The 21,027-nt window shown below is 58.6% G+C and carries 11 protein-coding genes and 8 pseudogenes; 5 read left to right on the forward strand and 14 right to left on the reverse strand.

Annotation, left to right across the window (positions count from 1 at the left end; all coding sequences use genetic code 11):
* Window positions 1-1,886 precede the first annotated feature (1,886 nt).
* Window positions 1,887-2,855, forward strand: coding sequence for an ornithine cyclodeaminase family protein (locus tag MTX21_RS34220; protein WP_280968915.1), 969 nt, complete (start codon window positions 1,887-1,889; stop codon window positions 2,853-2,855).
* A gap of 425 nt (window positions 2,856-3,280) precedes the next feature.
* On the opposite strand, the pseudogene MTX21_RS34225 reads toward MTX21_RS34220, so the two are convergent.
* The 6 genes and pseudogenes from MTX21_RS34225 to MTX21_RS34250 form a co-directional block, all read right to left on the reverse strand.
* A pseudogene (locus MTX21_RS34225) lies at window positions 3,281-3,430 on the reverse strand (IS110 family transposase); the annotation flags it as partial.
* 43 nt (window positions 3,431-3,473) lie between these two features.
* On the reverse strand, window positions 3,474-4,064 hold the full coding sequence (locus MTX21_RS34230; RefSeq protein WP_280968916.1) for a UPF0149 family protein: 591 nt from the start codon (window positions 4,062-4,064) through the stop codon (window positions 3,474-3,476).
* A 29-nt stretch (window positions 4,065-4,093) separates the two neighbouring features.
* The gene (locus MTX21_RS34235) at window positions 4,094-5,653 is read right to left on the reverse strand and encodes an IS66 family transposase (RefSeq protein WP_280970884.1); all 1,560 of its coding nucleotides are present in this window, start codon (window positions 5,651-5,653) and stop codon (window positions 4,094-4,096) included.
* A 50-nt stretch (window positions 5,654-5,703) separates the two neighbouring features.
* Window positions 5,704-6,057: an IS66 family insertion sequence element accessory protein TnpB gene (tnpB, locus tag MTX21_RS34240; RefSeq protein WP_208089702.1), complete on the reverse strand. Its 354-nt coding sequence runs from the start codon at window positions 6,055-6,057 to the stop codon at window positions 5,704-5,706.
* Window positions 6,054-6,515 carry a transposase gene (locus tag MTX21_RS34245; protein ID WP_280968746.1) on the reverse strand — a complete coding sequence of 154 codons (462 nt, stop codon included), beginning with the start codon at window positions 6,513-6,515 and terminating at the stop codon, window positions 6,054-6,056. The genes tnpB and MTX21_RS34245 overlap by 4 nt, the downstream gene beginning before the upstream one ends.
* Window positions 6,516-6,606: 91 nt before the next feature.
* A pseudogene (locus MTX21_RS34250) lies at window positions 6,607-7,469 on the reverse strand (IS110 family transposase); the annotation flags it as partial.
* A 236-nt stretch (window positions 7,470-7,705) separates the two neighbouring features.
* Here MTX21_RS34250 and MTX21_RS34255 point away from each other — a divergent pair.
* A pseudogene (locus MTX21_RS34255) lies at window positions 7,706-8,041 on the forward strand (IS5 family transposase); the annotation flags it as partial.
* A gap of 192 nt (window positions 8,042-8,233) precedes the next feature.
* Window positions 8,234-8,785, forward strand: a pseudogene (locus MTX21_RS34260) (transposase); the annotation flags it as partial.
* Window positions 8,786-8,864: 79 nt separating this feature from the next.
* On the opposite strand, the gene MTX21_RS34265 reads toward MTX21_RS34260, so the two are convergent.
* Window positions 8,865-10,046, reverse strand: a complete 1,182-nt coding sequence (locus MTX21_RS34265; protein WP_280970885.1) for an IS110 family transposase — start codon at window positions 10,044-10,046, stop codon at window positions 8,865-8,867.
* A gap of 234 nt (window positions 10,047-10,280) precedes the next feature.
* Between MTX21_RS34265 and MTX21_RS34270 the strand changes: the two are divergent.
* A pseudogene (locus MTX21_RS34270) lies at window positions 10,281-10,502 on the forward strand (transposase domain-containing protein); the annotation flags it as partial.
* A gap of 32 nt (window positions 10,503-10,534) precedes the next feature.
* Window positions 10,535-10,774, forward strand: coding sequence for a hypothetical protein (locus MTX21_RS34275; RefSeq protein WP_280970886.1), 240 nt, complete (start codon window positions 10,535-10,537; stop codon window positions 10,772-10,774).
* A 122-nt stretch (window positions 10,775-10,896) separates the two neighbouring features.
* Here MTX21_RS34275 and MTX21_RS34280 read toward each other — a convergent pair.
* The 7 genes and pseudogenes from MTX21_RS34280 to MTX21_RS34315 form a co-directional block, all read right to left on the reverse strand.
* A pseudogene (locus tag MTX21_RS34280) lies at window positions 10,897-11,152 on the reverse strand (transposase); the annotation flags it as partial.
* Between the two features lie 78 nt (window positions 11,153-11,230).
* On the reverse strand, window positions 11,231-12,508 hold the full coding sequence (ectB, locus tag MTX21_RS34285) for a diaminobutyrate--2-oxoglutarate transaminase (protein ID WP_280968917.1): 1,278 nt from the start codon (window positions 12,506-12,508) through the stop codon (window positions 11,231-11,233).
* Window positions 12,509-15,609: 3,101 nt separating this feature from the next.
* Window positions 15,610-16,713: pseudogene (locus MTX21_RS34295) on the reverse strand (IS3 family transposase).
* A gap of 280 nt (window positions 16,714-16,993) precedes the next feature.
* On the reverse strand, window positions 16,994-17,992 hold the full coding sequence (locus MTX21_RS34300) for an NADPH:quinone oxidoreductase family protein (protein WP_280968920.1): 999 nt from the start codon (window positions 17,990-17,992) through the stop codon (window positions 16,994-16,996).
* Window positions 17,993-18,175: 183 nt separating this feature from the next.
* Window positions 18,176-18,865, reverse strand: coding sequence for a hypothetical protein (locus tag MTX21_RS34305; RefSeq protein ID WP_280968921.1), 690 nt, complete (start codon window positions 18,863-18,865; stop codon window positions 18,176-18,178).
* Between the two features lie 358 nt (window positions 18,866-19,223).
* Window positions 19,224-20,367, reverse strand: a pseudogene (locus MTX21_RS34310) (IS701 family transposase).
* Window positions 20,368-20,381: 14 nt separating this feature from the next.
* A complete protein-coding gene (locus tag MTX21_RS34315; RefSeq protein WP_280970887.1) occupies window positions 20,382-20,753 on the reverse strand; it encodes an IS5 family transposase in 372 nt (123 codons plus the stop codon).
* Window positions 20,754-21,027: the final 274 nt, after the last annotated feature.

Here is a 21,027-nt window from a genome sequence, read left to right on the forward strand (position 1 = left end):
AAAACGACAAACGCGATTCTAGCTCAATCGCTTAGCCACTCTTCACGGACGACGTATTATTCCGACCAGCCGAAGGGGCTGAGCCGCTCGGTGCACACCGATGCGACAACCAGTGCTGGAGTGATTCGGCCACGCGATCGAATTTCACGTAAAACCTGCCACTCTCGCAAGCCAAATTCAGCGCCTGCGAAGTGAGCGAGGCCGCAGACCAGTTCAAGCTGACTATTAACGGTAAGATGGCGCGTTGCCGCACGAGGCGTGGACGAGATCGGAACCCCCGTGCGTTCATCAACGAAGCGCATACGACATCGCGTAAAACGCCGTCGACGTCGCCGCGATGATCATGATCGGCACCATACATGGGAGCCCGGTGACCAACATCATCCGCTGATCTACAGAGATGGAAGCAGGCAGGACATGTTGTTCTGAACGTCGTGCTCTCGTTATAAGGTGTGTGCGTGAACTGGCCGAAGCGCCGCTGCGAGGTGACGCCGAGTGAAGCATCCGGACAGGCAAGCTCCGCGGACTTCAACGGTTCCGAGACCGCAAGGCGTTTTACCTCGCGGGGTGCGATGCCTTCGCCGAAACGACCTCGGAACAGGCCGTGACGATTTTGATTTCTACTCCGCGTGCGTGCGTCAATGAACGCCTTATTCGGCAGTCGCGCGGTCGAAAATGAATTGCCCCTCCATGCGCCGCCAAAGGTCATGTATGCGCTCTTGAGGGCGGCAAACCAGTGCTCCTACTTGATGGCCCGGAATGAACGGACATGTATCCGTCGCGATTGCCAGAGCGTCGCCACGAACACCCATGCTAGGACCGTCTCCCGCCGCTGTGAACCAGACGCTCGCCGAGGTCGACCGGGGCGACGTGGCGGCGCTCGCGTGCCGTCAAATCGCCACCGAGCGATGACCTCGGAATAGGTAAAGCTCCGATTGCAGACGGCGGCCGTCGAGCGAACACGGCCACGATCGCTCGAATGGATGAGGGGATCCAACGGCAAAATACGTGCTTTCGACAGGCTTGATCTCATCGTCCTTTTGCACACCTAACATTCTCATGCGCATTGGTAGCTCTCAGCTTAGGTAGGTGCAGGCAGCGGGATGTCCAACTATCTTGGTCTTCAAACGCATGGCAGAATGGACGGATAGCAGCATGGCAGAAACCGGCGAGAAGAATAAGGGCCGAATGTCAGGGAGGGTCTTGCCATCGCCAGCTATTCCGCCGTGAGGCGAGCGCGAGCGCTTCATCCAGCCCGCTCCGAGTCATGTAGCTGATCAGAGCCACGTCTGCTGCACTGAGGTAACGTCGGAAGTTCATCGCTCCCGACGCACGATGACGAGACATGTATACCATTCCGATTTGGGTAGGACTAAGGAGAACATGATGAGCCTCCTCATGCTTACCGCCACTCAGTCAGTTGAGCGAGCGGCTGCAATCATCCAAAGAGCATTCTCCTGCGTGCGTTGCAGAGCAGTGTTAAGGACGATCAATTCTACTGAAGCTTATGGACTCGTCAGGTCACGCGCAGTAGGGGAATCAGATATCTCGCCTATGAACGCCAGCGGATGGGACTCACGAACCATCACCGGTGTGGTGATCTCCTCGGATTTGAACGACTTAAAGTTCGCTTTTGCAGAGTAGGCGAGGCATTCTGATGGAGCACTCGCATTGGATGGTGTACTCTCAAGATCAGCCTCGGCGGCGGTTCATCCGGCCGAGCGCCGCAGCGCCATCCCAATGTACCCGCAACCAAGTGGCGACCTGCGCCAGCAATGGCCTGCGCACTAGCTCCACTACGGTCTCTCTATCCCTCTGGCCACCCCGCGCCCCAGTCTGTGCTTAAAGCGGCAGTGGCAAGTGCCCTCACATGAAAGGACCAACGAATGGCATCCGACTTGCTCTATTTGTCTAATGCCCATGTGCAGGAATTACAGATTACGGCTCGCGAGGCGCGAGAGGCGGTGCTTGCCGGTTTTCGTGACAATTCGCTCGGCCGCAACGTCGGCCTACCGAAATCACCCATTAGCATTGGTCCCGGCTCCTGGTTTATCTCGATGAACGCGGTGTCCGAAGCCGGTGGTATCGGAGCCGTGAAAATGGTCGCGGTCGCTTCAGACCAAGCCCATCGCACAACGTCCAGAGTTAACGGCCTGGTCTGCGTCAGCGATTATAAGACTGGGGTACCCCTCGCGGTTATGGATGGGAACTCCATAACGCTGATAAGGACAGCTGCGACGTCGGCGCTAGCGGCCGTCTATCTCGCCCCTGAGGCGCCTGTGACCATTGGCTTCGTCGGGTGTGGCCAACAGGCGCTAAGCCACCTTGACGCGTTTGTCGATGCGTTTCCATCTCTACGCAAGATCCATTTACTGAGCAGGAGTGGCCGCTCTGCTGAAAGAGTCGCGGTCGCCGCGTCTGAAAAGCGTCTGGAGCCGATCATATCGGAGGACCCAAATGCCCTGGTGAGTCAAAGCGAAATTGTTGTCTCCATGGTCCCGAGTTCGCCTGGATTGACGCCGTTTCTGGATGCTCGATTGATGCCGCCCTCGTCGTTCGCCGCGGCTGTGGATGGAGCCAGGAGCTGGGTATCCGAGGGGCTCTCCGCTTTCGACAGACTTGTCACGGACAGCTTGGAGCAATCTAAATCGCCAGTTGACGCGTCAGGACAGCGCGTCAAATCGGCAAGGTTCCAAGACGACCTTGTGCATCTTGCATCTGGTTCGTCGCGACCCGATGCACCAATCAGAGCCTTATTCGCGTACCAAGGTTTCGTGATCGCAGACCTGGCGTTGGCAGAATTGGCGATCCAAAAGGCGCGTGCTTTGGGGATCGGAACTATTCTGCCGCTATGACAATACAAAAGAACAGGCGGAACAGCACGACAGAGTGCCTCTCGACATTGCGGGTACGCCACGCGTAGCCCCAGGCAAATGGAGCGCCTGACGCCTCACCAACAAGGAGCGATCAGGCGGCTGTGGCGGCTGGGCCTTAAGCGCCAGAACTCCGTAAAGACGTTACCATCGGATTTGCGGCAGATGATGCTGTGTCTAATCGCTGCCGGGGCGTCAAGCGATCTAATCGCTGAGGAGACACTGCCGGGTACATGGTTGTCTTCGCGGTCGGCATCAGCCGCCGCATGATGGAGCTTCGCGGGACGAGCCTTCAATGTGGACGACGCACTTTGCTGAGTCAGCAGTGCAACAGCATCAGCGGAATGGCTCGGCTCACGTCCCGGCAGGGACGCCTTAGGCGTTCAGGTTCGGAACGCTATCCGGACTTATGCGGCAGCTCCGGCATTCGGATTAAACAGCTCGCCGGTTTTAGGCATCGTATGCATTATCACCGCCATTTTGCGCGCCACGGCCACGGCAGCTCTTTTGAAGCCGATCCTCTGCCGGAGCTGCAGACCCCACGTGCGCAGAGTGCTGTCGGTTGAGCGTAACCGGTATGAGCTCCCACGTCCGCGGTGATCAGCGAGCGCGGGCGTAGCGGATCGGCATCCAGTATTGCCGCAAGGCCTCGACCGCCGCCGGAATATCGGCGTGGGCGTTACGCAGAAAGTTCTTGGTCTCGCGGCCGCTTCGTGGTGGTCCAAGCAGCGGACGGCCCTGATCGTCGCGACAGTGCAGCAGGATGGGCAGAAGTAGGCCGTGATTGACGTTGCTGGCGTCCAGCAACGGCGCCCACGCCGATAGCTTGAGCCGCATCGCGGCATAGAAGCCTTGGCACCATGGTCGCGGATCGACGTCTCCACTGGGTTTGCGCCGGTGCATCGGCGCGAACCTGTCGGGTGCGGTCGAGAGGGTGTTGCTGATGTCGTTGTGGCGCAGCGCGACGGCCGATATGGCTGCAAACTCCGGGGTGCCGCCGTGGTTGAAGGCATCGGCATCGATGGCGAGCAGCGGGCAGATCCAGTCGAGTGGGCTCATCGACACCGGTCCGGCCACGATTGCGGCGACGTAGCCGTCGAGCATGGGGAGATTGGTGGCGGCAGGATGCTGATCGACGCGAGCCTGCAGCCATCGCTCGAGTTCCGCAAGTGGCATCGCGGCGGCGGCCATCGATGACGATGCTTTATGGCGACGCGGGCTCACGCCGCGGCCTGTGCGGTGCGCTGGCGCGCCGCCTTCCAGTGCCAGGCGAGCAGCTCGTGCAGTTGATGGCTCTTGGTTCGCCCGGAGACGATGCGCTCCAGCACGTCGGTCAGATAGGCCTGCGGATCGAGTTCATGGAGCTTTGCCGTGTTCACGAGCGACGCCAGGATCGCCCAGCTCTCGGCGCCGCCCTCGCTGCCGCTGAACAACGAGTTGCGTCTTCCCATGGCAATCGGGCGCATGGAACGCTCGACCGTATTGGAATCGACCTCGACGCGGCCGTCGCGGAGAAACAGCGTCAGGCCATCCCAGTGATTGAGCGCATAGTTGATCGCCTCTGCCAGCTTCGACTGGGAGAACAGCTGGCCCACGATCTCGGTCAGTCGCGCCTTGAGCGCCGCCATCAACGCTGCGCTCCTGGTGCGGCGGGTGGCCAGCCGCTGCTCCGCACTGTTGCCGCGGATCTCCGCTTCGATCGCATAGACCGCCCGCAGGCGTTCGATCACCTCGCGCGCAAACGGCGACTGCGTCATTTTGAACACCTCGACGAATTTGCGTCTGGCATGGGCGAGACAAAAGGCGAGCTGGATCGCGCCGCCATGGTCGCGGGCGAGCGCCTTGTAGGCGGCATAACCGTCCACCTGCAGAATGCCGGAAAAATCCGTCAATTGTCCGGCGATCTCCTCGGTGCCGCGGCCGTCGGCGAACACGTAGGCGACCGCCGGCGGCGAAGGGCCACCCCATGGCCGGTCATCCATGGCATGCGCCCAGAACTGGCAGATGCGAGTGCGATGTCGTCCGGGATCGAGCACCGGCATCGGAGTCTCGTCGCAGAACACGCGCGGCGAGGCCTGAATTGTGCGCAGCTGGAGCTCATAGAGGCTCTTGAGCCACCAGGCCGCACGCTTCACCCAGCCGGCAAGCGTCGACCGGTCAAGATGGATGCCCTGGCCGGCCAAAATCTGCACCTGCCGGTACAGCGGCAAATACCAGGCGAACTTGGAGACCACCACGTGAGTCACGAGCGCGGTCGAGGCCATGCCGCTCTCGATCAGGCGTGGCAACGCCTTCACCTGGACCACGCCATCGGTGCAGCCGCGGCAGGCGTATTTGGGACGGATCGTCCGCAGCACGCGCAGGATCGCCGGGATCACGTCCAGCACCTCGCTGACGTCCTCGCCGATCTTGTGGAGCTGGCCCTGGCAGCACGGGCAGGCGGTCGCCTCCGGCTCCAGCACCTGCTCACAGCGCCGCAGGTGCTTGGGCAGCGCGCCGATGTTGCGGCGCGCCTTCTTGCGCGGTTTGCCGGATGGCTTCGCCACAGCCACATCGTCGTTGGCGGGCGCACACAGCCTCGCGTCGGCCTCAAGATCGCCCAGCTCGAGCGCAAGCTGTTCGTCGACGAGCACCGCAAGCCGCTCCGAGCGCTTCCCGAAGATCATCTCCTTGAGCGTCTGCATTGCTACGCGCAGCTTCTCGTTCTCGGCGTCAAGCGCGAGCACCATCTCGGTCAGAGCTGACGGATCGGTCGGGAGAGCGTCGGGACGAATCGCCATGACCAGACGATACATGCGCGCGCCAGAGGCTCCAGCGAAATCCTCTCCTCTCAGCCGACAACGGCCGGCTGCTTCACAGGCTTGGGAGAGACGCGCGTCCACTCGAGTCCGTCGAGCAGCATCGCGAGCTGCGTCGCACTTAGATGCACCACGCCGTCGCGGATCGGCGGCCAGGTGAAGTGCCCTTGGTGCAACCACTTCGTCACCAGCACCATGCCGCTGCCGTCCCACGCCAGAAGCTTCACTCTGTCCATGCGTTTGCTGCGGAACACGAAGACGTCGCCACAATACGGGTTCGCACGCAGCGCTTCGCTCACCAGTGCCGACAGCGTATGCACCGACTTGCGGAAATCGACCGGCTGTGTCGCCAGCACCACCTTGAGGTCAGAGCGTAGCGCAATCACCGGACGCCCCGAAGCGCCGCCAGCACGGTCGACAGCGTCGCCAGCTCCACGCCCGGCTCGACCCGGATGCGCGCCCCGTTCACCTCGATCTCGACAACCCCGCAAACCTTGGCCGGCGGCGCGGCGATCTCCAAAGGCTTCGTCTGTAGCCGCGAAATACGCTCGGGCTCGCTGGCTGTCCCGCTACCGCTCTCGGCATCAATTTGGATTGGCACGAAGTTCGGCGCCTTGCCCACCACCGCCGCCGCAACTTGGCGTCGCCACACCGTAAGCAGCCCGCGCGAAACGCCATTGCGCCGCGCAACCTCGGAGATGTTCGCACCCTCCCCAAAGCTCTCCGCCACGATCCGGGCCTTCTCCTCGCCCGTCCACCGACGCCGTCGGCGCTCCCCAGTGATCACCTCGACGCGACGATAGGAGTCATCTTCCTGCCTGGCATCAAGCATGGCATTTGCCATCGTTCCACCTCCACCGATCAGCTCATGCCAGGCTGTATCGCGCGCAAGCCGAGGGGTGGCTAGGTGGGGGCCTCATGCCGGTTACGGTTGAGCTGCGCGTCAGAATGACCGCAGCCGCTTCGTACAGAAGCCCTCGCAAATGGTGGTCGCCACGTCGGGATATATGGCCGTCATAATCGACTTCTCCGGATTGGTAGCGGCGCGTTGTCAGGCCGATCCAGGCGCCAACAGATCGGGATTTCTTGAAGTTGTCCGGCCTCTCAATGGCTGTTGTGAAGGCGGTTGCGGTGATCGCACCGATGCCGGGAATAGACATAAGGATGCGGCAAGCCTCACTCTGGCGCGCGTCCCGGACCAACTGGCGTCCGAGTTCGGCGGCGCGGATGCGAATGCCACGCCAGGCTTCCAGCATCGGAAGCACGATCGATGCAAGTCCGTCCTGATTGGCAAGAAGGCTCCGGACGTTCTTCTCGAAGGTGCTTCCCTTTCCGGCGGGAACCAGCAGACCGAAGGGTTTCATGACACCGCGGATCTGATTGGAGAGCTCGGTAGTGATCCGGACCAGCCGAGTGTGCGCCGCGACAAGCGTGCGTGTCAGCATACTGTCGAATCCCTTCACGCGCACCTCACGAAAGAACCTGACTTCCGCGAGCTGCGCCAGACCATCGGCGTCATTCGCGTCCGTCTTGTTCGCCGCCATGTCAAGCGCCGCGTTAGCATGTCGCGCATCGATGCAGATCGCCGGCAATCGGTGCGAAGAGTATGATAAAACCATACCGACAGCGGTCCGGTCTCGAACACCACTCGCTTTACGGCCGGCGCCCGCTTGCGGATGAGCTCGGCGACGATACTCGGATCAGATGCGCACTTGCCGCGCCAGATCCGTTCACCTGCTCGGCGGATCGAGACTGCCGTCTCTTTCATCGACACGTCGAGACCAATATATTCTTCGATGGCTGTTCTCCATTCGATGCTTGGGCCCGGCGTCCAGTCATGAGCCCGTACTTCCATCCTATCGGGGAACAGCCACCAGCTTCCATTGGGCGACTCGCTCCCGCGATTACCCCATGTGGACGGCTCCTCCACGGGACGAGAGTGCCAAGGAGTGGGCGCCCTTTAGGCAGTGTGGACTCTTGGGATTCTCAAATCAGATGGAAACATGATTCAAGGCTTTCTTTTGGGAGGAAGTCTTGGGTGTCATGGACCGGCTCGTTCTGAGCGATACGCAATGGGACCGCATCTCTGGCCTGATCATCGGTCGGCCGGATCAGCGTGATTCGACAGGCCGTGACAACCGGATGTTTGTCGAGGGCGTGTTGTGGGTCGTGCGAACCGGTTCGCCGTGACGTGATCTGCCCGAAGCATTCGGCGAATTGAACAGCGTCTTCCGCCGCTTCAGCCGCTGGAGCGCCAAAGGGGTCTGGCTGCGTATCTTCGAAGCGCTCGCAGATGATCCGGACTTTGAATACCTGATCGTTGACTCCACCATCGTCCGCGCCCACCAGCACGCTAGCGGCGCAAAACAAGCGCTTCCATCACCGCTTGGGACGCGCGCGTCTCTTCCTGGAGAAGATCGCGCGTGAGAACCGCAGGCTCTTTGTGCATTGGTAACTCGGCGATGGCGGCAAGCTCGCCTGATGGGGAGCCGGGTGAGGCGAGAGTCTCACGCCCGGTTCTGCGACAGGCTGGAGGTGAAATCCCTCCGGCCTACTCTCCCGACCGTGCCGGTGCTGGCCAAGGGAAAGACCGATACGGGCCGGTGCTGGATCTACATCCAGGACGATCGAGCGTTTGGGGGCGCGGGCCCACCGGCAGCCATGCTCTAGTACTCACGCGACCGCAAGGGCGAGCATCCCCAGGCGCATCTGGCCCGGTATGCCGGCATCCTGCAGGCCGACGCCTATGACGGGTACAACCAGCTCTATCTGGCGGGGCTCCAGCCCGGACCGATCCGGGAGGCCGCCTGCTGGTCGCACGCACGGCGCCCGTTCTTTGCCATGGCCGACGTTGAAGAGAATGCCCGGCGCAAGGGCGCCGGAAAAAAGGAAATCCCGCTCTCTCCGATCGCGATCGAGGTCGTGCAGCGGATAGATGCGCTGTTCGAGATCGAACGCTCCATCAATGGCAGAAGCCCGGAAGGGCGTCTGGAAGTGCGACAGACGCTGAGCCGGCCTCTGGTCGAGGACCTTCAGGTCTACATGCGCGAACAGCTCGCCAAACTGTCTCGTGGTCACGACCTGGCCAAGGCGTTCAACTACATCCTCAAGCGTTAGGCGAGCTTCACGCTGTTCCGGGAAGATGGACGCGTATGTCTCTCCACGGATGGTGTTGAGAAGCTCTCCCGTCAGTTCATGACAACTTTTTTGGCTTCTCCTTCCAGGCCGCCACCATCCGCTCGTACGCCTGCTCGACGCGTGCGACGTAGCCAGCTTCCCGCTCGCGGAGTTCCTTGATCCAGTAGTCCCGACCCGGGCCAGCCTTGCCATAGGCACGGGGCGCTCCAGCCTTGAGTGCCACCTTCCGGAGTTTCATCGCTGTAAACGCTGGGCGCGCGTGAGCATAATCTTTCCCGGTCGTCAGGATGTGCCAGATCATCACTGCGAGCTTACGTGCCGTTGCGACGGCCGCGACTCCAGGCCCATGCTTCCTCTGAATGCGGTTGAAGAAGGCCCGCAGCGGCCCTGGCGCCGTCTTGGCTGACCAGGCCGCTTCAACCAGCATCTTGCGGGCGTCACGATTACCCTGTTTCGAGATGCGACCATGCCTTGCCGGGTGCTCTCCCGATTGTCGAATCCGACGGGTCAAACCGAAGTAGCTGCTTAGCTTATCCGGTGACGGGAAGCGTGCGATGTCGCCGATCGAAGCCAGCACAGTCGAAGCAACGACCGAACTCACGCCGGGAATCGTCATCAGCTTGAGGGCCCGTGGATCATCCAGAGCCTCTTGCGCCACGACTTTGTCGATCTCCAACAGCTGTTTTGTCACGCGTTCGAGTTCCGCGATCAGACGCTGGAGCATCGCATATTCTTCCGGTGGAAGAGGCAGACTCTCGAGCCAACGTTGCCCGGACTTGCCGAAGAGGTGGCCTTTGTAGGGCGGTATGAGATTGGCATGTAGGATTGCCTTCATGCGTCCCTTAATTCTGACGATCTGCGCCAAGACGCCAGCGCGCTCCGCTATCTGGCGCCGGCGGCCGTAGGTATCCTCGTCGGCAACCCAGACCTCAGGCAAGAAACCGGCAGCATGCAACTTTGCCAGGGTTTCAGCATCGATCTTATCCGTTTTGATCCGCGCATAGGCGATCGCTCGAACAAGCCTCGGGTTGGCGACCGCGACGCGCTTAACATGCGGGCGCAGAAGACGTTCGACCGCCGCGCTGTTGCCCGTCACCTCGATGACCACTTCATCCTCTCGGCTGAGTGTTTTGGCGAACGCGACAAGTCTATCGTGGACAAGATCTACGCGGAGTTGTCGGGTTATCACACCGTCCTCCAGAATAGCGACCTGGGCGAAGGATCGATGGATGTCCATGCCGACGATTCTCATGCTTGGTTCTCCTTTGTTTCGGAGCCAGTGGGGCTTGCACGACATCTACGGATCCGCGCTCACAGCGCAGCCGGGCAAGTCGTAGGGGGCGGCCAAGTAACAACGCGAGCTCGCAGCTCATGGACAGGACGGCCTGCCACCGTTTCATGCTCCAGACGCCTCTATCCCGGCCTTGGTAAGCTAACCCGGAAACGAGGCGTCGACAGCATCATGCCCTTTAACAATGCTGCCGAACGGGGCCTGCGAGGCATCGCTCTTGGCCGGAAGTCCTGGCTGTTCTGCGGATCGGATCGCGGTGGACGGCGCGCTGCGTCGATGTACAGCCTCATCGTCACGGCAAAAATGAACGGTATCGATCCGCAGGCGTGGCTTACGGATATCCTCGCCCGGATTGCCGCCCATCCGGCCCATCGGCTGGACGAATTTCTGCCGTGGAATTAGACGCCGGCATCAGCGATCTCTGCTCGAGCCGCATGACCACTCACGTCAACAAGGGCCATCACGTCACCACCATCACCCAAGTCGCGAAGGACCTTGGCGAAGACGAAGATTGGCTACGCGACATCTCGATCGAAATGGAGATCGAGGACGGCGTCATCTGGGTCTATGGTGTTGGAGAAGACGGCGTCAAGGCGTTCACCGACTTCGGAATCGAGAACCTGATCGAGCTGATCAGGTTCTACAAAGAGAACCCTGGACTGCTCAAGCGGTAGGCCCTGCGGCCTACGCCGAATGGATACCAATAAGCTGACGGCCGCTACCCTCCAGGTCGACAAGATAGCATCGGTGCTGGCCGTTTCTACCGCGCACAGGCGGGCTGCGGCCGGTGGTGGCTTTTTAGGATATCCCGCTTGGCCTTCAACTTGGCGATCTCACGGCGCAACCGCTCGATCTCCTGCTGCTCCGGCTTCATCTGCCCGTGGGCCGGGAAAAGCCTGCACCGGATCGGAGCCGAACTCCTTCACCGATTTGCGCAGAACGTTCTCATGAACATCCAGGTCGCGCCCGGCCTGCGCTACCGACACTCCACGCTCCCTAACCAGCTTGACAGCCTCCATCCTGAACTCGCGACTGAACTTCCGTCTCTTCATCGCCCACCTCCGGCTTCATGAAACACCTAACCTCGATGTCCATCAAACCGGCAGCAGATCAAACGACGTGATCTTCACTTAGTGCAGTGTTTCAGCCAAAGCTCTCTCAAACAGCTCTAAGCCTTCATCCATCGTCTCATGGTCGATCGTGAGCGCAGGCAAAAACTTTACGACTTGATCCACGGGCCCGCATCGTTCGAGCATCACCCCTTTCTCGAAGGCCTTGCGCGTCGCAGCCGCAGCTATTTCGGTCGCTTGACAATCAAAGCCTAGAGCAAGGCCTCGGCCTCGGACAACAAAATTATTCCCATACTTCGATGCGATGACCTCGAGCCGTTTTCGCATTAGTTGCGCCATTTGCTGTACCTGCTGCGAAAACGTCGAGTCGCGCCAATAAGCATTTACAGCGGCGGTAGCAGACACCAGTGCGACATTGTTCCCTCGGAAGGTCCCAGTGTGCTCACCTGGTTGCCAAGCATCAAACTCCTCTTTGATCAGCAACATTGAAAGTGGGAGGCCATACCCACTTAACGACTTGGACATCGCAACAATGTCGGGCGACAATTCTGCAAACTCGAAGCTAAAAAAGTTCCCCGTCCGACCGCATCCCATCTGGATATCGTCGACCACCAACAGCGCGCCAACTTCATTTGCAATCCCCTGAATTGACTTCAACCATTCCTCACCAGCTACATTTATTCCGCCTTCCCCTTGCACGGTTTCCACGAGAATGGCTGCCGGACGATCAAGGCCACTACTTTCGTCTGCCAGTAGTTTTCGCAAGTAGTTGGCAGTATCTACAGTTGGACCAAAATAACCATCAAAAGGCATGAAGGTTGTGCCGCACAGGGAAGTGCCACTACCAGCGCGATAAAACCGATTACCGCTTGCGGCGATCGCTCCTAAGCTCATCCCATGATAGCCGTTTGTAAATGCAATGACGTTTTGACGCCTGGTAACTTTGCGTGCGAGCTTTAAAGCTGCCTCAATGGCATTTGAACCCGTTGGCCCCGTGAATTGGAAGCGATATTTCAGACCGCGGTCCCGAAGTATGACAGATTTGAAAGTATGCATAAACTCAAGCCTTGCAGGAGTCGCCATATCGAGACCATGGACAACGGCATCCGATGCTAGATACTCCGTGATAGCTTCCCTAATTGCATGGTTGTTGTGGCCATAGTTCAGCGCTCCAGCGCCAGAGAAGAAGTCAATGACCCTTCGGCCGTCCTCAGTTAGCATAATAGAGCCGCGTGCACGGCTGAAAATGGCAGGAAACGAACGTGAGTACGAGCGAACGTTAGACTCGAGGGTTTCCGAAGCGTCCATTTTGCGCGACTGGTTGATTGCTTCATCCATGGTTGTCTCCTCGAGCGCTGGTTCGACCGAACGAGCGCATTGCTTTCACAGGTCGACCTATAACAAGCAGCTCTTCAGGAACTGTGTCTTGCCCGAGAGAGGTCTCCCGGATCCGCTCAGTTAGCTGAGAAGCGGTACCGGCGAACCTACTAAGAGTGGTAGTACTCCTGAGTTGTGGCTATCTTGGTCTGGGTTGGCGCGCTGTGCGCCCGTATTGACGAACCTGAAGGATCAAATGGCGCGCAGATACAGGAAGCGCTCTTGGCCGTTACGTCCAGGTGGATGAAGGATACGCCGATCAACGGTTGTATCTCACTCCGTGAGCGTCGAGGCTGATAGGGACGCCCGCAGCCGAATCTGTGGGAGCGTGAACAGCAGCCGGAGGCATTGTCCCTGAGACTAGGCGACCTGGTTAGCATTACTCGCGCTGGCGAATGAGGCACTCGGAAGAAGCGTGTCAACCGGGGCCGCGCCAGGGGAGGGCACCGGCGTCATCTCGCATCGCCGTTCGAGATGCCATACCGCTTATTGCACCAACTCGAGGCACGCCCAGAGATGTCAGTGAATATCGCGCCCGCAGCCGCTGAGGTAAGTGGAGAGCTCTGGCCACAGCTGTAACTTGCCGTTCCGATAAACCCGTCGAGCGGCTTCCGGATGATGAAGCGGAACTCGGTCCCCGGCTGGCCCGGTACGATCACGTGGCCGCCGGAGCTCGATCGATCTTGAGAATGCCGAGACGCGATGAATGTCGTGATGCCAGAGGCTTCTCTGCTCGGCAACCAAGAAGCGGTCGAGCCACAGGGCGTACATCGGGCCGCCGCCGTAGTCGCGTAGGGCGGTTCTCGGTACGAGATGTATTGATGAGTCGCGACTTGCCGAAGTGGCTCAACGGGTCGTCAGGTCGCTACTGTCGGTTCCGACTCCAGCGCACTTCCGTCCCGTCACCTCGGACGTACAAGCGCCGGATCCCCATCACCTCGAAATAGGGATATAGAAGTCTACCGATACAGCCTGTCCCTGGCGGCCGAGCAAACGCCGGCGTCAGGAGCGATTCGCTCTCAGCGCCAGCGAGGCATGGGGTTTGCTACTTCCGTCCTGGCGCATGCTGACAGACAGCACCTCGACCGGCGGGCCGGCGACTTAGCACAACCCCTTCACTTCTCTCAATGCAGGGCCGAGGGCGCGTGACCATCGAATGGCAGCGTTGCCATTTCGCTGCCAGCTTCGCCCAGATGATACTTGTGTGCCCATCTGCCGAGAAGGTAATGCCAGCGGAGCGTCGGGGCTGGTGTTCGACCCGGGCATAGTTTCAGCGGATCGTATGAACGACGAAAGCGAGGGCATTGACGTACTGGCATGGCTCACGGATATCACCGCTCACGAATGCCCCCGTTCAACGCATTTAAATTTATTGATAAAATCAATACGCAAGCGCGCAAGCTTAGTATGCAAGGTTAGTATGCAAGGTTAGTATGATTGAACCGGAGCCGATAGGCTGCGCCAGGGGCTAATGGTGGCGGCTTCCTTTATCTGTGAAGAGTCCTTCGGCGTCCCAAGGTGGGCTGACGGCAAGGACATCGCCGCTGCAACCTATCATGCCTAAGAGCTGCGTCTTCTTCGATCTATGCAAGAAGTCTGTCGGACAATTCTATGCAGGCACTGGAGGGATCTCTCAGAACAGCATGGCTGTACACGCTGCGTGGTCGCTCCAAACCTTGGCGTAATTTGCGCGAATTGTCTGCCCACTAGAGAAGGTAGTAGCTTGCGCCATTATTATATTCAATAGTCCATTCTCGCCTCCGCGCGGCGTGCTCATTGTGAATTAGAACCGACTCTCACCATCGTCACGCGTCACAGCGAGGGCAGAGGGGGCATGAAATCAGGAGGACGGTCGCGCGTCCTTCCGTGGACGATCGGAAAAGTACTTCCGGAGAACAACCAGAATACATCAGGTTCTGTGTTCGAACTCTTCCGCTTCTCCGGTCCAATCGGCTCGAAAGTCGCGGCGGAGCAGCATGATTGTGAAACGGGCTAGGACTGAGGAGGTAACAATCTGGAAAGCACGGTCCTCTCGCCGAAACCTGGACTCGCTCGACGGAATATACCAGAAATTCTGAGCATCATGGAGCTTTGACATCTGCAATCGCTCCAGTTCCGATCGTGTCCACCGCACTTAACGACCAACGCCACTGGCATTGCGTCAGTCCGGTTCATGCTTGACTAACCCTTTTCCGCCGGAGCCAGTAAAGCGGGGCCGATCGTTTAGTGTGACTCTTGGGCGATCCACGCGAACGTTGTGCAACTTCCATGACTAAGAAATGCATCGAAATACCCGATTCTAGTTGTTATGACTCGATTGTTTTTCTTGGTAGGAACTGCCGAGGTAACTGGGTTGCGCGCTCGCAGACCGGCGCGTTCGGCGGGTTGTTCTTGACGCGCCGGCACGCGCTGAAATATGCGCTCGCAAAGAATGGCTACCGTCCCGAGTCAATTGTCGAACTGTCATTCTCAATTGAACTAGACATTTCCGGAGGACCAATAGAGACAGGCTGAGCTTCTCAGCAGCAATTCCGGTACGCGCTGTTGTTCGATCTGCTTGAGTACGGAACATATGTTGCTCTGCGCGGCATGGCCTGCGCTCTTCCGAGATTAATGATAACTAGTGCGACACGTTGCAACCGAATTAACCGCTTTCTCTTTCGTGTGTCTGCCATGCTGTGACTGCCTTGCGCTCGCCTCATCGTAGTTTCGAGGCCTGCAATAAACGAACTACGACGATCATGCGCGCCCGCAGACGATCGAGGGCTACGTCCATTCCAATTCGAGCCGACCGCTCCGTCGCCTCCTACGTTCATTTTACGCGCGCTTCGCCTAGGCGCGATGGCACATGCAGATTGCCAATTTCGCTGCAGCTCTCGCCAGCCGCAACCGCAGCTGAAAGGCTTGTCCGGTGGACTGATGGGGACAGTAGGGACGTCATCTCGAATTTGAACGCACCTGACCTGCCACTGAATTTTCATCCCGCGGCAGTTAGAGTCTCTGGGTTTCGTGCAGCGAGACCGAACTTTGGACCAGCTGGAACTAGAGTTTTGCGCCTCTGATCACGTTGACGGGCTGGTAGCGCCGACGTGTTTTTGCAGCAAAATCGGCGGTCGATTGCCGATCGCCCCGTGGGGCCGTTCCTCGTTATAGTATCTGCGCCAAGTCTCCACTTTTTCCTGGGCATCCGCAAGGGACAGGAACCAATGGGCATTGAGACATTCAGCCCGAAAGCGCCCATTGAAGGCTTCGATAAAGGCGTTGTCGGTCGGCTTGCCTGGCCGTGAGAAGTCCAGCGTGACACCGCGCTGGTAGGCCCACAAATCGAGGTCGCGCGAGACAAACTCGCTGCCTTGATCGACGCGGATCGTGGCAGGGAATCCCTCTTCATTGCAAAGCCTTTCCAGAACATCCACGACATCGGTGCCGCGGAAGGTGAGCCGCGGCTCCAGCGCCGGCGAGAAGTGAGAGAAGATATCGATGATCGTGAGCACCCGGAGCTTGCCGCCGGTTGCCAGCTGGTCATGGACAAAGTCCATCGCCCAGATCTCATTGACCCGCGTCGCTGGCCGGCGGTCATCGCGCAGCTTGGCCTTGACCCGACGCTTTGGCGATTTGTTACGCAATTGCAGGCCCAGTTCGCGATAGACGCGGCGGGTCTTGTTCTGGCCGTGACGCCATCCTTCGCGGTGTAACAGCACATGGACACGGCGATAGCCGTAGCGTACGCGAACATGGCAGATCCCCTTGATCCGAGCTTCGAGGGCCGCCTGGTTAGGGCGACGAGACTTGTAATGATAGGTCGATCGGTCGAACTCGAGAGCCGCGCAGGCCTTGCGGATCGACACCTGCCACTCACCACAAACGTCGTCGACGAGCTTGCGCTTCCGACCAGGCTTCACAGCTTTCGGCGGATCACGTCCTGCAGCATCTCCTTGTCGAGCGATAGGTCCGCCACCAGCTTCTTCAGCTTGGTGTTCTCGTCCTCGAGCTGCTTCAACCGGCGTATCTCGGTCGGCAGCAGTCCGTCGTACTTTTTCTTCCAGTTGAAATAGGTCAGCCTGGCTGATCCCGGCCTTGCGGCAGATATCCGCAACCGGGATCCCGTCGTTGCCCTGCTTCAGGATAAACGCCTTCTGGGCGTCCGAAAACTTCGAGGCCTTCATCGGTATCCGCTCCTCCCAGCCGAGGGGATTCGGCAGCGAAAACTCTAGCCAAAAATGGTCCAGTTTGCCGGCCTCAGGTCAGGCGACGGGGCAGTCATGGGTCGCCCCATCACAATCAATATCCAAGCTCATGCAGGCAACTCCTTTAGCGATTTGGCGAAGAGGCGAAGCGGATCGCGTATCGCTGACGTCAAGCAGAGAACGAATTCCCCTGAGCGCGGGTCGGAACCGATGCAGCAGTGACGTCGAGCTATCTTGCCAGTCGACTCTGCAGCTGAACTCAATCTATATTAACGACAATCTTTCCGACTGCCTTTCGAGTGGCCAGTTGGGCAATGGCATTGCCCGCTTCTTCCAAGGGGAAGCGCGCCGATATGAAAGGTCGCAGCTTGCCAGCTTCATACCACTCGAGTAACTCGTCCGCGGTGTGACTAAAACGGTCGACACCGCGGTCAAGCCACGGCCCGAAGAACACCCCAACGATTTTGCAACTCTTAAGTAAAGGAAGATTGAGCGGAATCTGTGGGATGCCTCCCGTAAATCCTACAACGAGGAAACGGCCATCCCAAGCTATCGCGCGCAAAGCCGCCTCTGAATAGTTTCCGCCTACAACGTCACACACGACGTGAGCTCCGTCCGGATCGCAAGCCGCCTTAAAAAGGCGCGCAAGATCTCTCTGGGACGATGCATCAAACGGCGCAGGTGGATATATCACCACTCGATCTGCTCCGTGCTCTCGGGCTTTTCTCGCCTTCGCAGGTGTAGAAACGGCTGCCACAACGCGAGCACCCATCGCTTTTCCAATCTCAATTGTCGCAAGCCCAACGCCACCAGCGGCTCCAAGCACCAGGAGAGTTTCACCGTCTCTAAGGTCGCCCCGCTCTTTCAACGCGTAGTAGGAAGTGCCGTAGGTCAAAAAGAACACGGAGGCTTCGTCAAACGGCATTTTGTCTGGTATCACCGCACATCGGCTCGCGTTTATGGCAATTTTCTGCGCCATCGCCCCCCATCTTGAAAAACCCATGACGCGATCGCCTGGTTCAAGCGATGAAACGCCGCCGCCGATCGCTTCGACTATGCCGGAAAATTCGCCCCCCGGAGAAAACGGTCGCTTTGGCTTGAATTGATACCTGTCCTCTATGATCAGCGCGTCCGGAAAGTTTACTCCGCTGGCTTTGATGCGAACGACAATCTGGCCGACGGCAGCCTCCGGATCGTCGACCTCTTCTAGAACAAGCGTTTCGGGACCGCCTGTCGATCTGCTAATCATCGCTTTCATTCCTACTCCGTGCCATTGTACAAAGTTTCACTCGAATCGAAGTAGCGCATGACTTGCCAGCATCCTTTACCTACGCCACCAATTTGGAGCGCCCAATGCACGCCGACACCTTAGCCTTAGCGCGGCATACAAGGGTTTGAGTGGCAGCCTTTCTGAGTCAGCAAAATTGATCGGCAAGATGACTTACTTTGATTGTGAATAAATCTCGCTGCTCACCTCTTCGCCCGTTACCCAAACAAGCCAGTCCTCATCAACGATGTGGTATTCCACCAACCGCAGTATAGATCCCCCGGGTTCACAATGCGCATATCCGTTTTGCGCAACAACGCCTTTATCAATCCGCCAGCGCGGTGCAAGGGCACATATAAAGTCTGGAGCCCACATTGCGAAAGACACGCCGCGAGCTATCCCAGATGCGATCTTCGCTATGCCCTGTCCTCTGAAGTCTTTGCGGACCCAAAGGTCTCCATGATAAGCAACTTTTCCTGTTATCTTCCTCGCGCTAGGTGCCGTGCAAGTACAGCGGTCCGAAGCATGCGCATGTGCAGTCGGTTCAGCGTAAAAGGCTTTCAGCGAATTAAGATGTTCTGCAAAATTTGTGCGCGACAGATCATAAAGTCGAGCAGCCTCTAACAGGGCAACCTCATCATCCTTGTCGACGCCTTTGATCCAATATCCGTCGCCGGGTTTGATTGGCGATCGATCTGGCTGGAAATTTGGATATGTCGGCCCCTTTGTTGAAGCGGAGCCAGTGATCCGGATGTATTCGTGAAAGTCGAATCCTATTGACAGTTTGATGCCCTTTTCAGCTGCTGCGGCGTCATATACATTAAGGAAGCGCGAAACTTGCAATAGATTGACCAGGCCTCTCATTGCCATACCATTGTCTTTCGTCGAGCTGCATCTTTCCATCGAATTGCTGACACGACTATCTGACCGAGTCTTGCAGATGGGGGCATCTCATGGCCCCGTACTACCGCAACCGGCGCTAGATACTAAGTAACAGCTTCTTTGATCTGTTAGTTATGCTTTACTTAGGCAGTCTGGGGGGCGTATCGATCGAACGTTTTGATGTGACCTAACTTGCACGGCGATCATCTCCAAAATGAGCCATATGTTCAGGTACATGAAAGCCGGCATAAGCGAACCTACTAATGCTGGTGGTCTTTGATTCAGAACCATGTCTTTAGCCTAGCACTACTTTGGCAGATTGTGTTTTCGCCGCTGTTTTTCACGGATTTGCCTTCGGCAATATGGGCAATGCTGAGACGGCGGCCGAAGGATGAGATCAACGATGGCGTGACGTACGGCTGGCATGGTTGGCTGAGGCGGAGGCCCGTAGATTCTTTTTTTTCCGCCCCGCGTATGCGAGGCGACGATGTTGCAGGAAGGCGTAGGCAATCATTGTCATCAGGGCGTGGCGATGGAGACCTTGCCATGATCGCCCTTCGAAGTGATCAAGTCCAAGTTCCTCCTTCAACTGCTGATGCGCCTGCTCACAAATCCACCGTGCCTTGATGGTGGCGGCCAGCGTGCGCAGATCCGTCGCCGCCGGAAGATTGGCCAGATAGTATTTCTTCTCCCCGGACGCACGTTGCTCGCCAATGAGCCAGGCTTCGTCGCCTGGGAGATGCTGCTGACCTTTATCCCATATCCGCTGCGGAGGGCCGTCGGCGGTCCGGACACGGACCGCAGCAAATTGGGCTTTAAGCCGACCTTTCGTCCCGCTACGCCAACTCACGGTTTTCCATTTGGCGCCGGCCAGCATTTGCTCGGCCGCAATTGATAAGATATCGGGCACGTGGTGCTTTCGTGGTTTGCCGCGGGCTTTGGTAATCGGCCAAATGAGCTTCACATCGACCGGATACACTTTCAGGTGCCGAGGGATTCCGACAGCCCAGACCAGCCCGCGCTCTGTTAGCCCTTGTCGAAACGGTGCGCTGAGGCCGTATCCTGCATCCGCCAGCACATATCCAAAGCGCACGTTGGCTGCTATCGCGCGGTCAATCTCGGCCAAAGCAATCTCCGGCTTGGACCGTGGCGTTCGATGTTCGACTGGCACGCGAGCGCGCTTCAAACGAGATTCGTCGCTTGTCCAACTGTCAGGCAGAAAGAGACGTAACGCGACCATCACGGGTACGTCGCCGCTCGCAAGCGTCAAAGACACCAGTGTTTGGCAATTTGCCGTTTTACCGAGAGCCGAGGCGTATTGAGCCGGCGATGTCCTCGCGCACATGATCGGCGTCATAGGCCGTGTCGGCGATGACGACCTCGGCGGGCAGTCCCTCGATTAATGCGGCGGCTTGCGGTGCATCGCCCTTCTGGCCTGCGGTGAGCGTGAATCGGACAGGACATCCCAGACCACGAACGGCCATATGTATCTTCGTGCTCAGGCCGCCGCGCGAGCGGCCAAGCGCCTGATCTTCAGACCCCCTTTTTTCGCCCCGGCGGCGTGTTGATGCGCCCGGACGATGGTGGAATCGACGATCAGATATTCGAAGTCTGGATCATTGGACATCGCCTCGAAGATCCGCCACCAAACACCCTTGCTGCTCCATCGGCTGAAGCGCCGGAACACGCTGTTCCAGTCTCCGAACACCTCCGGAAGATCGCGCCAGGGAGAGCCCGTACGCACGATCCAAAGCACACCTTCCACGAACATCCGGTTGTCACGCCCGGTCGAGCCTTTCTGGTTAGGCCGGCCGATGATCAGCGGCGCCATTCGTGCCCAAGCCGCGTCGCTCAACACCAAACGATCCATCACACCCAAGGCCGCCTCCCAAAAAGAAGCCTTGAATCTGATTTGCTCTCAAAAGGGAATCCTTAGAGTCCACACCGCCTAGCCCGCAGGCGCGCGTCATACGCAGTAATCCTTGTAGTGGTTCGATGAGTGGCTTCCTAGCTGGGAGCGGGTGAGGCGAGAGTCTCACGCCCCGGTTCTGCGAGAGGTAAAATCCCTCCGGCCTACTCACCCGACCGTGCCGGTGCTGGCCAAGGGCGAAACCGATACGGGGCAATGCTGGATCTACGTCCGG

The sequence above is a fragment of the Bradyrhizobium sp. ISRA430 genome (genome assembly GCF_029909975.1).
Lineage (GTDB): Bacteria > Pseudomonadota > Alphaproteobacteria > Rhizobiales > Xanthobacteraceae > Bradyrhizobium.